This is a genomic window from Phenylobacterium sp., from assembly GCF_030693625.1.
GTDB classification, from domain to species: domain Bacteria; phylum Pseudomonadota; class Alphaproteobacteria; order Caulobacterales; family Caulobacteraceae; genus Phenylobacterium; species Phenylobacterium ferrooxidans.
Genome location: NZ_JAUYAF010000084.1, coordinates 37003 through 49637 on the forward strand (window position 1 = coordinate 37003; position 12635 = coordinate 49637).

At 68.5% G+C, this 12635-nt stretch carries 12 protein-coding genes; 5 read left to right on the forward strand and 7 right to left on the reverse strand.

Going from position 1 to position 12635, the window contains the following annotated elements; translation table 11 throughout:
* The first annotated feature begins 106 nt into the window (after positions 1 to 106).
* From tkt to fba, 5 genes are all read left to right on the forward strand, one after another.
* Entirely contained in the window at positions 107 to 2077 is a 1971-nt protein-coding gene (gene tkt, locus Q8N10_RS19305) for a transketolase (RefSeq protein WP_304782826.1), read from the forward strand.
* 11 nt (positions 2078 to 2088) lie between these two features.
* Positions 2089 to 3288, forward strand: a complete 1200-nt coding sequence (gene purT / locus Q8N10_RS19310; RefSeq protein WP_304782823.1) for a formate-dependent phosphoribosylglycinamide formyltransferase — start codon at positions 2089 to 2091, stop codon at positions 3286 to 3288.
* A 194-nt stretch (positions 3289 to 3482) separates the two neighbouring features.
* Positions 3483 to 4490, forward strand: coding sequence for a type I glyceraldehyde-3-phosphate dehydrogenase (gene gap / locus Q8N10_RS19315; RefSeq protein WP_304782820.1), 1008 nt, complete (start codon positions 3483 to 3485; stop codon positions 4488 to 4490).
* 10 nt (positions 4491 to 4500) lie between these two features.
* Complete coding sequence (gene pgk / locus Q8N10_RS19320) at positions 4501 to 5691, forward strand: phosphoglycerate kinase (RefSeq protein WP_304782817.1); 1191 nt, start codon at positions 4501 to 4503, stop codon at positions 5689 to 5691.
* 31 nt (positions 5692 to 5722) lie between these two features.
* Complete coding sequence (gene fba / locus Q8N10_RS19325; protein ID WP_304782814.1) at positions 5723 to 6808, forward strand: class II fructose-bisphosphate aldolase; 1086 nt, start codon at positions 5723 to 5725, stop codon at positions 6806 to 6808.
* Positions 6809 to 6824: 16 nt separating this feature from the next.
* Here the strand turns inward: fba and Q8N10_RS19330 are convergent, their stop codons facing one another.
* The 7 genes from Q8N10_RS19330 to Q8N10_RS19360 all read right to left on the reverse strand — a co-directional run bounded on the left by Q8N10_RS19330 (position 6825) and on the right by Q8N10_RS19360 (position 12540).
* A complete protein-coding gene (locus tag Q8N10_RS19330; RefSeq protein WP_304782811.1) occupies positions 6825 to 7844 on the reverse strand; it encodes a glycerophosphodiester phosphodiesterase in 1020 nt (339 codons plus the stop codon).
* Positions 7845 to 7878: 34 nt separating this feature from the next.
* Positions 7879 to 8673, reverse strand: coding sequence for an inositol monophosphatase family protein (locus tag Q8N10_RS19335; protein WP_304782809.1), 795 nt, complete (start codon positions 8671 to 8673; stop codon positions 7879 to 7881).
* The gene (efp, locus tag Q8N10_RS19340) at positions 8673 to 9242 is read right to left on the reverse strand and encodes an elongation factor P (RefSeq protein ID WP_304782806.1); all 570 of its coding nucleotides are present in this window, start codon (positions 9240 to 9242) and stop codon (positions 8673 to 8675) included. The genes Q8N10_RS19335 and efp overlap by 1 nt, the downstream gene beginning before the upstream one ends.
* A 66-nt stretch (positions 9243 to 9308) precedes the next feature.
* Positions 9309 to 9956 (reverse strand): thiamine phosphate synthase, encoded by a 648-nt coding sequence (thiE, locus tag Q8N10_RS19345; protein WP_304782802.1) that lies wholly within the window; start codon positions 9954 to 9956, stop codon positions 9309 to 9311.
* Between the two features lie 43 nt (positions 9957 to 9999).
* Positions 10000 to 10152: a DUF2474 domain-containing protein gene (locus Q8N10_RS19350; RefSeq protein WP_304782800.1), complete on the reverse strand. Its 153-nt coding sequence runs from the start codon at positions 10150 to 10152 to the stop codon at positions 10000 to 10002.
* A complete protein-coding gene (cydB, locus tag Q8N10_RS19355) occupies positions 10136 to 11158 on the reverse strand; it encodes a cytochrome d ubiquinol oxidase subunit II (RefSeq protein WP_304782797.1) in 1023 nt (340 codons plus the stop codon). The genes Q8N10_RS19350 and cydB overlap by 17 nt, the downstream gene beginning before the upstream one ends.
* On the reverse strand, positions 11155 to 12540 hold the full coding sequence (locus Q8N10_RS19360) for a cytochrome ubiquinol oxidase subunit I (RefSeq protein WP_304782794.1): 1386 nt from the start codon (positions 12538 to 12540) through the stop codon (positions 11155 to 11157). The genes cydB and Q8N10_RS19360 overlap by 4 nt, the downstream gene beginning before the upstream one ends.
* Between the last annotated feature and the right edge of the window lie 95 nt (positions 12541 to 12635).

Consider the following 12635-nt stretch of genomic DNA (forward strand, 5'->3'; position numbering starts at 1 on the left):
CTATAGACCGGGGTAGGCTCGCGCCGGAACCCGTCACGTTCCTTGACCCGATGTTGTGTGCGTGCGACCCCGCCCGCAATTCCCGTTCAGACTCACCGGAAGCCCCATGCCCGCACCGCTCCAGACCATGGCCGACGCGATCCGCGTCCTTTCCATGGACGCCGTCGAACAGGCCTCAAACGGGCACCCGGGCATGCCGATGGGCATGGCCGACGTGGCCACGGTGCTCTGGACCAAGTTCCTGAAATACGACGCCACCAAGCCCGACTGGGCCGACCGCGACCGCTTCGTTCTGTCGGGCGGGCACGGATCGATGCTGCTCTACAGCCTGCTGCACCTGTCGGGGTTCAAGGCGGTCAGCATGGATGAGCTGCGCACCCTGCGCCAATGGGGCTCCAAGACCCCGGGTCACCCCGAAGTGGGCCACACGCCCGGCGTCGAGACCACCACGGGCCCGCTGGGCCAGGGCCTGGCCACCGCCGTCGGCATGGCCATCGCCGAGCGCCGCATGGCCGCCCGCTTCGGCGCCGACCTGGTGGACCACCGCACCTGGGTCGAGTGCGGCGACGGCGACCTGATGGAGGGCGTCAGCCATGAAGCCATCGGCATCGCCGGCCGGCTGAAGCTGTCGAAGCTGACCGTGCTCTGGGACAACAACTCCATCACCATCGACGGCGACGTCTCGCTGTCGGACACCACCGACCAGATCGCCCGATTCAAGGCCGCCGGCTGGGCGGTGAAGGCCATCGACGGCCATGACATGGGCCAGATCCGCCGGGCCATGGCCTGGGCGATCAAGCAGGACAGGCCGAGCCTGATCGCCTGCGCCACCAAGATCGGCAAGGGCGCGGGCACGCTGGAAGGCAGCCACTCGACCCACGGCAATGCTCTGGGCAAGGACGAGGTGGCCGCCACCCGCGAGAAGCTTGGCTGGCCGCACGAGCCCTTCATGGTGCCTGAGGACGTCTACAAGCCATGGCGCGCCGCCGGCCGCCGTGGTGGCAAGCAGCGCCGCAAGTGGGAGCAAACCCTGGCGGCGTCCAACTATCGGGACGAGTTCACGCGCGCGGTGAAGGGCGACCTACCCGCCGACGCCTTCGAGAAGATCGACGCCCTGATCGCCGAGGCGGTCGAGACCAAGCCGGGCGCGGCCACCCGCCAGCACTCCGGCGCCGCGCTCACCGCCCTCTTCCCCAACATCCCGGAGATGGTGGGCGGCTCGGCCGACCTCACCGGCTCCAACAACACCCTGGTGAAGGGCACGCCGACCTTCGACGCGCCGGCCTATGAGGGCCGCTACATCAATTTCGGCATCCGCGAGTTCGGTATGGCGGCGGCCATGAACGGCATGGCTCTGCACGGTGGGGTCATCCCCTATGCCGGCACCTTCATGGTGTTCTCCGACTACAGCCGGCCCGCCATCCGGCTGGGTGCGATCATGGGCGCCCGGGTGATCCACGTCATGACCCACGACTCCATCGGGGTCGGCGAGGATGGCCCGACCCACCAGCCGATCGAGCACCTGGCCTCCCTGCGCGCCATGCCGGGCCTGAACGTCTTCCGGCCCGCCGATCTGGTGGAGACCGCCGAGTGCTGGAAGCTGGCGGTCGCCCGCAAGGACGGCCCGTCCCTGATGGCCCTGTCGCGGCAGAAGACGCCGGCGGCGCGGACTGTCGCCTCTTCCGAGAACCTGTCGGCCAAGGGCGCCTATGAGTTGGCGGCCGCCGATGGCCCGGCCCAGGTGACGATCTTCTCCTCGGGCACCGAGGTCGGCGTCGCCATGGCGGCCCGTGAGCTGCTCCAGGCCGAGGGGATCGCCACCCGCGTGGTCTCCACCCCCTGCTGGGAGCTGTTCGGCGCCCAGCCGGCCGCCTATCGCGAGAGCGTCCTGGCCAGAAACACCGTCCGCGTCGCCGTCGAGGCCGCCGCCAGCTTCGGCTGGGAGCGGTTCATCGGCGAGGACGGGGTCTTCGTGGGCATGCAGGGCTTTGGCGCCAGCGCCCCGGCCGACCGCCTCTACAAGGAGTTCGGCATCACCGCGCAGGCCGTGGCGGCTGCGGCGAAGAGCAAGCTCTAGGGATCACCACCATGCGCCTCGGCACGCCGCTCTCGCCCTCCGCCGTCAAGGTGATGCTGCTCGGCTGCGGGGAGCTGGGCAAGGAAGTGGCGATCGAGCTGCAGCGGCTAGGCTGCGAGGTGATCGGGGTCGACCGCTACGCCGACGCGCCGGCCATGCAGGTGGCGCACCGGTCCCACGTCATCGCCATGACCGACGCGGCCGCCCTGCGCGCCCTGGTGGAGCTGGAACGCCCGCACCTGATCGTGCCGGAGATCGAGGCCATCGCCACCGACGAGCTGGTGCGTATCGAGGCCGAGGGCCTGGCCACCGTCATCCCCACGGCGCGGGCCGCCCAGCTGACCATGAACCGCGAGGGCATCCGCCGCCTGGCGGCTGAAGAGCTTGGCCTGCCCACCAGCGCCTACGCCTTCGCTTCCACCGAGGCCGAACTGGCGGCGGCGGCCGAGGGTGTCACCGGCTTCCCCTGCTTCGTGAAGCCGGTGATGAGCTCGTCAGGCAAGGGTCAGTCCTATGTCGAGCGCCCTGACCAGATCGCGGCGGCCTGGAAGTACGCCCTGGAGGGCGGCCGGGTGGAGCAGCCCCGGGTCATCGTCGAGGGCCGGGTGGACTTCGACTTCGAGATCACCCAGCTCACCGTCCGCTACCGGGGGCCCGAGGGGACCATCGAGACCGCCTTCTGCGACCCCATCGGCCACCGGCAGGTGAAGGGCGACTATGTGGAGAGCTGGCAGCCCCAGTCCATGAGCCCCGCCGCCCTCGCCCGCGCCCGCGAGATCGCCGAGGTTGTCACCGGATCGCTGGGCGGGCTTGGGCTGTTCGGGGTCGAGCTGTTCGTGAAGGGCGACGAGGTGTGGTTCTCCGAGGTCAGCCCCCGGCCCCATGACACCGGCCTGGTGACCCTGGCCACCCAGGTGCAGAGCGAGTTCGCCCTGCACGCCCGCGCCATCCTTGGCCTGCCCATCGACGTGACCCTACGCGAGCCGGGGGCCAGCGCGGTGATCTATGGCGGAGTGGAGGCCAAGGGCGTCGCCTTCGAAGGCGTGGCCCACGCCCTGGAGGTTCCCGGCGCGGATCTGCGCCTGTTCGGCAAGCCCGAGGCCTTCGAGCGCCGCCGCATGGGTGTCGCCCTGGCCCGCGCCAGCGACACCGATCTGGCGCGGACCAACGCCAAGCTGGCCGCCGACCGGGTCTCGGTGGTGCTAGGGTGAGCCTCGGCTCTAAATCATATTATTGGGGCGTATTTCCAAGCTTTCGGCCGACGATTCGACGATGACGTTGGGGAATCGGCGGCTCGGTACACTTTGCGACGAGACTTGATCGGTCCAGGGGTTGACTTAGCGCCCCCCAGCCCGAAAAACCGGCCCCAAATCCAAGTAGAAGCTCATCTCTAGAGGAGATCTCCATGACCGTCCGCGTCGCCATCAATGGGTTCGGCCGCATCGGCAGGAACATCCTGCGCTCGATCGTCGAACATGGCCGCACGGACATCGAAGTCGTGGCGATCAATGACCTGGGGCCGGTGGAGACCAACGCCCACCTGCTGCGCTACGACAGCGTGCATGGCCGCTTCCCCGGCACGGTGACCGTGGACGGCGACACGATCGATCTGGGCCGCGGCAAGATCAAGGTCACCGCCATCCGCAACCCGGCCGAGCTGCCGCACAAGGACCTGGGCATCGACATCGCGTTCGAGTGCACGGGCATCTTCACCACCAAGGAAAAGGCCGCGGCCCACCTGGCCGCCGGCGCCAAGCGCGTCCTGGTCTCGGCGCCCTGCACCGACGCCGACAAGACCATCGTCTATGGCGTCAACCACGACACCCTGACGGCTGAGGACCTGATCGTCTCCAACGCCTCGTGCACCACCAACTGCCTGGCGCCCGTCGCCCATGTGCTGCAGGAACTCTGCGGCATCGAACGTGGCTACATGACCACGATCCACTCCTACACCGGCGACCAGCCGACCCTGGATACGATGCACTCCGACCTGTACCGCGGGCGCGCCGCGGCCATGTCGATGATCCCCACCTCCACCGGCGCCGCCAAGGCGCTCGGCCTGGTGATCCCGGCCCTGAAGGGCAAGCTGGACGGCTCCTCGATCCGCGTGCCCACCCCCAATGTCTCGGTGGTGGACCTGACCTTCGTGCCCACCCGGTCGACCACGGTCGAGGCCATGAACACCGCCTTTGAAGCCGCCGCGGGCGGCGCCCTGAAGGGCGTGCTGGCGGTGACCAAGGACCCGCTGGTCTCCATCGACTTCAACCACGCGCCGGCCTCGTCCACCGTGGCCCTGCCCCAGACCCAGATCGTCGACGGCGGCCTGTGCCGGGTGCTGAGCTGGTACGACAACGAGTGGGGCTTCTCGACCCGCATGAGCGACACCGCCATCGCCATGGCGAAACTGATCTAGGGATCAGACCGTGGCATTCGCGACCCTCGACGACGCCGACCTGAAGGGCCGACGCGCCCTGGTCCGTGTGGACTTCAACGTGCCGATGCACGACGGCGAGGTGTCCGACGACACCCGCCTTCGCGCCGCGGTCCCCACCATCGAGAAGCTGCGGGCCGGCGGAGCCAAGGTGATCCTGCTGGCCCACTTTGACCGGCCCAAGGGCAAGGTGGTTCCGGCCATGAGCCTGGAGCCCATCGCGCCCGCCCTGGCCAAGGTGCTGGGGGCGCCCGTGGCCTTCGGGCCCGACTGCGTGGGTCCGGCGGCGGCCTCCGCCATCGCGGCCACGAAGGACGGGGGCGTCCTGCTGCTGGAAAACGTCCGCTTCCATCCGGGCGAGGAAAAGAACGATCCGGCGTTCGCCCAGGCCCTGGCCGCCAACGGCGACCTCTATGTGAACGACGCCTTCTCGGCCGCCCACCGCGCGCACGCCTCCACGGAGGGCCTGGCCCGCCTGCTGCCGGCCTATGCGGGCGAGCAGATGCGCCTGGAGCTGACCGCCCTGGACAAGGCCCTGGGCCACCCGGAGCGGCCGGTAATGGGCATCGTCGGCGGCTCCAAGGTCTCCAGCAAGCTCGACCTGCTGCGCAACCTGGTGACCCGGCTGGACAAGCTGGCGATCGGCGGCGGCATGGCCAACACCTTTCTCTACGCCCAGGGCCACGACGTGGGCCTGTCCTATTGCGAGAAGGACCTGGCCGAGACCGCGCGCGACATCATCCGCCTGGCTGGCCAGAACAACTGCAAGCTCTTCCTGCCCGTGGACATCGTCGTCGCCGAGACCCTGGCGCCTGGCGCCGCGGCTCGCGTGCGCGGCCTGGGCGAGGTCGATGAGCACGAGCGGATCCTCGACGCCGGTCCCGAGACCGTGGAGCGCCTCTGCCGCGCCATGGACAATTCCAAGACCCTGATCTGGAACGGTCCCCTGGGGGTCTTCGAAATCCCCCCCTTCGACCGGGGCACAGTGGCTGCGGCCCGGCATGCGGGCATGCTGGCCAAGAGCGGCAAGCTTGTGGCGGTGGCCGGCGGGGGTGATACAGTCGCGGCTCTGCATGTCGCCGACTGCGCGGACGACTTTACTTTCGTCTCGACGGCGGGCGGCGCGTTTCTTGAATGGATGGAAGGCAAGGAGCTGCCCGGCGTGGCGGCTCTGGCCCAATAAGACTAACGATTTTGATGGAGCGCGGGGACACATGGCCCGGGTCACACTGAGACAACTGTTGGATCACGCCGCTGAGCAAGGCTACGGCGTGCCGGCCTTCAACATCAACAATATGGAACAGGCCCTGGCGATCATGGAGGCCGCGGAGGCCACCGACTCGCCGGTGATCATGCAGGCCTCGCGCGGCGCCCGGTCCTACGCCAACGACATCGTGCTCAAGCACCTGATCGACGCCATGGCCGAGATGTACCCGCACATCCCGATCTGCATGCACCAGGACCACGGCAACAACGAAGCCACCTGCGCCACCGCGATCCAGTACGGCTTCACCTCGGTGATGATGGACGGCTCGCTGATGGCCGACGGCAAGTCGCCCGCCGACTACGACTACAACGTCAAGGTCACCCGCAACGTCGTGGACATGGCCCACTGGGTGGGCGCCTCGGTGGAGGGCGAGCTCGGGGTGCTGGGCAGCCTGGAAACCGGCATGGGCGAAAAGGAAGACGGCCACGGTTTCGAGGGCAAGCTGGGCCATGACCAGCTGCTGACCGACCCCGACCAGGCCGTGGCCTTCGTGAAGGCCACCGAGGTCGACGCGCTGGCCATCGCCATGGGCACCAGCCACGGCGCCTACAAGTTCACCCGCAAGCCGGACGGCGACGTCCTGGCCATGGGCGTGATCGAGGAAATCCACCGCCGCCTGCCCAACACCCACCTGGTGATGCACGGCTCGTCCTCGGTGCCGCAGGACCTGCAGGACCTGATCAACCAGTACGGTGGCGAGATGCCCCAGACCTGGGGCGTGCCGGTGGAAGAGATCCAGCGCGGCATCAAGCACGGCGTGCGCAAGATCAACATCGACACCGACAACCGCATGGCCATCACCGCGGCGATCCGCCAGGTGTTCGTCGAGAAGCCCGGCGAGTTCGACCCGCGCAGCTACCTGAAGCCCGCCAAGGAAGCCATGCGCAAGGTCTGCGTCCAGCGCTTCGAGGAGTTCGGCGCGGCCGGCCACGCCTCCAGCATCAAGGCGATCCCGCTCTCGGCCATGGCCAAGCGCTACGCCTCGGGCGAGCTGGCCCCGAAGATCGGCGTCACCCGCCAGGCCGCCGAATAGGAAGCCGGGCGGACCTCTACCCGCGCGCCTTAGCGGCCAGGCCCGGGAAGTCGCTGAACACCCCGTCGACTCCGGCGGCGTAGAGAGCGGCGAACACCGCGGCCACGACCCCATGGGCGGCCATGTCGGTCCCGCGGCGCAGCGTCTCGGGCAGGAAGCGGTTCTCGGCCCGCACGGTCCAGGGGTGCACCGCCAGGCCCAGAGCGTGGGCGTCGGCCACCAGGGTGGTGGCGGGGGCCAGGGCGCCGTCCACCGTCGGGATCACCAGGGACCAGTCGGGACCGACGCCGTCGGCATAGCTGGCGATGTCCTTCAGACCCGCCGCCGTCACCAGGTCCCCGGCGTCGCCGCCCACCAGCCGCACGCGGCGGGCGGACGACAGCCTGGCGAAGGTCTTGAGGGGCGCGGTCTCGAAACATTGGACGAAGACCGGGGCGGTCCTGGAGTTCAGCCCATTGGCCTTCAGCGCCTCGGCCAGGCGCGGCTCGATCTGCAGGCCGACACTGGCCAGATAGGTCGGATGCTTCATCTCGGGATAGACGCCGATCACCCGTCCCGCCCGCTGGCTCTCGGCCTTGGCCAGGTCGATCACCTCCTGGAAGGTGGGGATGGCCTCGCGGCCGTCGAAGGCGGCGCTGGCGGGCCGCAGGGCGGGCAAGCGCTCGCGCGTCCGCAGGGTCTTCAGTTCGGAAAGCGTGAAGTCCTCGGCGAACCAGCCCTCGATGGTCTCGCCATCCACCACCTTGCTGGTCCTGCGGCCGGCGAACTCGGGCCGTGACGCCACGTCCGTCGTGCCGGCGATCTCGTTCTCGTGGCGCACCACCAGCACGCCGTCCTTGGTGAGCACCAGGTCCGGCTCGATGAAGTCGCAGCCCTGGTCCACAGCCAGGCGGTAGGCCGCGGGTGTGTGCTCAGGCCGTTCGCCGCTGGCGCCGCGATGGGCGATGACGATGGGCCGCCTGGGCGTGGCCGCCATCAGGGGCGTGGCGGCGAGCGAGGCGGTCGCGACGGCGAAGGTCCGGCGGGTCAGGGTCATGGCTCCGATCTAGCCGGCGCCTGTGACGGTTGCGTCAAGCCGCCGCGGCGAGCCGCTGCCGGATCAGCGGATGCAGTTCGAGGTTGGCGGCGCAGATGCTGCCAGCGGTCAGTATGTCATCGCCGCCCTCGACGGTCGTCACCTTGCCGCCGGCTTCGCTCACCAGCAGCAGGCCCGCCGCCAGGTCCCAGGGCTTGAGGTCCCGCTCCCAGTAGCCGTCGAAGCGGCCCGCGGCCACAAAGGCCAGGTCCAGGGCCGCGGCCCCGAAGCGGCGGACCCCAGCGACGCGCTGGCTGATCTGGTGCAGTTCCTTGAGGAAGGTGGCGTGCTGGCCGTGACCCAGGAAGGGGATGCCGGTGGCCAGAACGCTCTCGGCCAGGTGCTGGCGGGCGGCGACGCGCAGGCGCTTGTCATTGACGAAGCAGCCCTTGCCCTTCTCGGCCCAGAACAGCTCGTTGGTGACCGGGTTGTAGGTCACGGCCGCGACGATCGCCCCCTCGCGCTGCAGGGCGATGTTGATGGCGAAATGGGGGATGGCGTGGAGGAAGTTGGTGGTGCCGTCCAGGGGGTCGACGATCCAGGTGTGGGTCTTGTCGGTGCCCTCGATCAGGCCGCGTTCCTCGCCGAGGAAGCTGTAGCCGGGACGGGCCTTGGACAGCATCTCGAAGATGGTCTGCTCAGCCTTGAGGTCGGCGGCGGAGACGAAGTCGGCGGCGCCTTTCTTGGAGACCTGAAGCTCCAGCAGTTCGCCGAAGTCGCGGTTGAGGCCACGGGCCGCCTTGCGGGCGGCGTCGGACATGACCTTGAGGAGAGCGGTTTGGGTGGACATCAGTCGGCCCTGCGCAGGTATTCGCCGGTCTCGGTGGAGACCAGGACGCGTTCGCCGGCCTCCATATAGGGCGGGATCAGGATGCGCATGCCGTTGTTCGCCTTGGCCGGCTTGTAGGAGGACGACGCGGTCTGGTTCTTCACCACGGCGTCGGCCTCGACGATGACGAGCACCACCTGCTCGGGCAGGGCGATGCTGATGGGGCGTTCCTCGAACAGCTGCAGCTTGACCACCATGCCGTCCTGCAGGAAGCGGATCTGGTCGTCGCCGACAAAGTCCTTGGCCAGCTCGATCTGCTCGTAATTCTCCTGGTCCATGAAGACCAGCATGTCGCCCTGTTCGTAGAGGAAGGAATACTCCTTTTGGTCGAGGTGGACCTGCTCGACCGTGTCGGAGGTCCGGAAGCGTTCGTTCAGCTTGCGGCCGTCCTCGATGTTCTTCAGCTCGCACTGGGCGAAGGCGCCGCCCTTGCCGGGCTTCACGTGCACGACCTTCACGGCCACCCACAATCCCCCGTCATGCTGCAGGATATTCCCCGGCTTGATCGAGACGGCGTTGATTTTGGACATGGGGTTCTTTGCGAAATTTGAGGCGCGGAACCTAGTGGGACCGGGGCTTCAAGGCAAGGTGAGGCCTCAGGCGCGCTCCGCCAGACCCAGGGCGATCTCTGCATTTATCGCCCTTACGGCGGCGGCGGGACCTTCAGGGTGAGCCCAGACCCCCGCGGAGACCGCCAGGAAGTCGGCGCCCGCGGCGGCCAGGCCGCGGGCGTTCTCCGCCGTGATCCCGCCGATGGCGACGCAGGGGGTCTCCATCACCTCCTGCCAGATGGACAGGATCTCCGGCTCGGCGCGGGTGGACGCGTCCTTGGTGGTGGTGGGGAAGAAGGCGCCGAAGGCCACATAGTCGGCCCCGGCCTCGGCGGCCTCCATGGCCAGGTGGCGGCTGTCGTGGCAGGTCACTCCGATCATGGCGTCCGGGCCCATGACCTTGCGCGCCTGGGCGAGCGGCATGTCGTCCTGGCCCACATGGACGCCGTCGCACTTCAGTCGGGCGGCCAGGACCGGATCGTCATTGAGGATCACGGCGGCGCCTCGCGACTGGATGATGGGGGCGAGCACGTCGACCGCGGCGGCCACTTCGGCTTCCGGCTGGTCCTTCAGCCGGATCTGCACCGCGGCGACATCGCCAGCGTCCATCGCGGCGGCCAGAGACCGGCCGAAGGTAGCCAGGTCATCGATGCGGGGCGGGGTGATCAGATAGAGGCGGCAGGACGGGGTCATGGGTTTTGCATACCCCTCCCTCCCCTTCATGGGGAGGGGCAAGCTAGTGGCTCGGCAGGACCGCCTTCATCGCATAGGCCACCACCGCCACCACCGTGGTGCTGGCCGCCGCGATGCCCGCGAACCAGGCCAGCCGTTTCCAGAGCGGCGGAAGCGGCGCCCCGGGCTCTGGCGGGGGTTCAATGATACCCGGCATCGGCGGTGACCTTGCCCCGGAAGACCCAGTAGACCCAAACCGAATAGGCCAGGATCGCCGGCAGCACCAAGGCCGTGACCCAGAGCATGAAGGCCAGGGCGTTCTCCGCATTGGCCGCCTGGCGGAAGGTCATCCCGTAGGGGACGATGTTGGGGAAGAAGCCGGCCGCCAGCCCGGCGTAGCCTGACAGGAAGACCAGCAGGGCGCCGGCGAAGGGCCAGCCGTGCGAGCGCCGCCTCAGACCCACCGCCACGACGACCAGCCCCACAAGGCCCAGCAGCGGGATCGGGGCCAGCGGCAGGAAGGCGGCGGGATCGAAAGTCTCCCCGGTGAAGCCCCAGCGCACGGCGATCCGCGGATGGACCAGCAGGGTGGCGAGGCTGACGGCGGCCAGCAGGACCGCCACCAGGGGGCCGGCGATCCAGGCCCAGCGGCGAGCCTTGCCGTGCAGCTCGGTCTCGGTGCGCCAGACCAGCCAGGTGGCGCCCAACAGAGCGTAGCCGGCCACGATCCCGGCCACCACCAGCACCGTATAGGGGGTCAGCCAGTCCCAGGGGCCCCCGGCGAAGGCCTCGTCCCGCAAGGTCACGCCCTGAATGAAGCCGCCCAGGACAAACCCTTGAGCCACCGCCGCGGTGATGGACCCTCCGGCGAAGGCCGCCGTCCAGAAGGCACGCCCCCGCACCCGTCCTCGCGCCCGGAATTCGAAGGCCACGCCGCGCATCACCAGCCCCAGCAGCATCAGCATGATCGGGCCGTAGAGGGCCGGCATGATCACCGCATAGGCCTTGGGGAAGGCCGCGAACAGGCCGCCGCCCCCCAGGACCAGCCAGGTCTCGTTGCCGTCCCAGACCGGGGCGATCGAGTCGATCATAACATCGCGCTCCGCCTCGGTGGCGAAGGGAAACAGGATGCCGACCCCCAAATCAAAGCCGTCCAGCATCACGTAGAACAGCACCGCCGTGGCGATAATGCCGGCCCAGATCAGCGGCAGGTCGAGGCTCATCCCGGGTCCTCCGGCATGGCGGCGAGCGGCGTGCCCGGCGCCCGGTCTTCGTCCACCAGTTCATGCGATCCGGCCACCGGCCCCTCGGCGATCAGGCGCAGAATGTAGAGAACCCCGACGCTGAAGATGATGGCGTAGACGATCAGGAAGCCCAGCAGGGAGAGCGAGACCTGCCCCGCCAGCAGCGGCGAGGCGGCGTCCTCGGTTCGCAGCACCCCATAGATCACCCAGGGCTGCCGGCCGACCTCGGCCACCACCCAGCCCGCGATCACCGCCACGAAGCCCGCCGGCCCCATGGCGACGGCGGCCATCAGATAGGGCCGGGATCGCTCCGGCGCGGACTTCCAGCAAAGCCAGGCGCCCCAGAGGCCCAGGATGATCATCGCGATCCCCAGCCCCACCATCACCCGGAACGCCCAGAAGACCACGGCCACCGGCGGCCGGTCCCGCGGCTCGAAGGACTTCAGGCCGCGGATCTCCGCATCGGCGCTGCCCCCGGTGATCAGGCTGCCCAGCTTGGGGATCGAGATTTCCCAGCGGTTGCCCGCGAGCTCCCGATCGGGCCAGGCGGCGATGTGGAAGGGCTGCTCGGTCCGGGTGTCCCAGAACGCCTCGATGGCCGCCAGCTTGGCCGGCTGCAACTGCTCCACGCTCTTGCCGGAGATATCCCCCACCAGCAGCTGCAGCGGCGCGACGATGGCGAACATGCCGATGGCCATCCGCAGGCTCATCCTCGATTCCGCCTCGTCGCCGGCCTTCAACAGCCGCCAGGCCGAGGCCGCGCCGATGACCAGGGCCGTGGTGAGATAGGCCGCCAGGGTCATGTGGGCGAAGCGCGCCGGGAAGCTGGGGGAGAAGACCACCTTGAACCAATCGGTGGCGATCAGGTCGCCATTGGGCAGGATGGAAAAGCCGGCGGGATGCTGCATCCAGCTGTTGGCCGAGATGATCCAGAAGGCCGAAATCAGCGTGCCGACGGCCACCAGCACCGTTGCCGTGAAGTGCAGGCCAGGCCCGACCTTCTTCCAGCCAAACAGCATAATCCCCAGGAAGCTCGCCTCCAAGAAGAAGGCGGTCAGCACCTCGAAGGCGAACAGCGGCCCGATCACCGGGGCCGAGACCCTGGAAAACACGCTCCAGTTGGCGCCCAGCTCGTAGCTCAGCACGACGCCGGTGACGACGCCCATGCCGAAGGAGATGGCGAAGATCTTCAGCCAGAAGAGATAGAGGGTTTTGAACACCTCGTTGCGGGTGCCCAGCCACAGTCCCTCGAGCACCGCCAGGTAACTGGCCAGTCCAATGGTGAAGCTTGGGAAGATGATGTGGAAGGCGATTGTGAAGGCGAACTGCAGCCGCGACAGCAATAGGGCGTCGACGTCCATGACGTTCAGGACCTTTTCAGCCTCCGATCACCGTCAGATGACCGGGACGGCACTCTCATCCCACCGAACGTGTGACGCCAAGCTCTCGCATGAGC

Excerpts from the sequence above, each read along its gene's own strand:
- tkt (WP_304782826.1), top strand. The coding sequence starts at position 107 with ATGCCCGCACCGCTCCAGACCATGGCCGACGCGATCCGCGTCCTTTCC.
- purT (WP_304782823.1), top strand. The coding sequence starts at position 2,089 with ATGCGCCTCGGCACGCCGCTCTCGCCCTCCGCCGTCAAGGTGATGCTG.
- gap (WP_304782820.1), top strand. The coding sequence starts at position 3,483 with ATGACCGTCCGCGTCGCCATCAATGGGTTCGGCCGCATCGGCAGGAAC.
- fba (WP_304782814.1), top strand. The coding sequence starts at position 5,723 with ATGGCCCGGGTCACACTGAGACAACTGTTGGATCACGCCGCTGAGCAA.
- Q8N10_RS19330 (WP_304782811.1), bottom strand. The coding sequence starts at position 7,844 with ATGACCCTGACCCGCCGGACCTTCGCCGTCGCGACCGCCTCGCTCGCC.
- Q8N10_RS19335 (WP_304782809.1), bottom strand. The coding sequence starts at position 8,673 with ATGTCCACCCAAACCGCTCTCCTCAAGGTCATGTCCGACGCCGCCCGC.
- efp (WP_304782806.1), bottom strand. The coding sequence starts at position 9,242 with ATGTCCAAAATCAACGCCGTCTCGATCAAGCCGGGGAATATCCTGCAG.
- thiE (WP_304782802.1), bottom strand. The coding sequence starts at position 9,956 with ATGACCCCGTCCTGCCGCCTCTATCTGATCACCCCGCCCCGCATCGAT.
- Q8N10_RS19350 (WP_304782800.1), bottom strand. The coding sequence starts at position 10,152 with ATGCCGGGTATCATTGAACCCCCGCCAGAGCCCGGGGCGCCGCTTCCG.
- cydB (WP_304782797.1), bottom strand. The coding sequence starts at position 11,158 with ATGAGCCTCGACCTGCCGCTGATCTGGGCCGGCATTATCGCCACGGCG.
- Q8N10_RS19360 (WP_304782794.1), bottom strand. The coding sequence starts at position 12,540 with ATGGACGTCGACGCCCTATTGCTGTCGCGGCTGCAGTTCGCCTTCACA.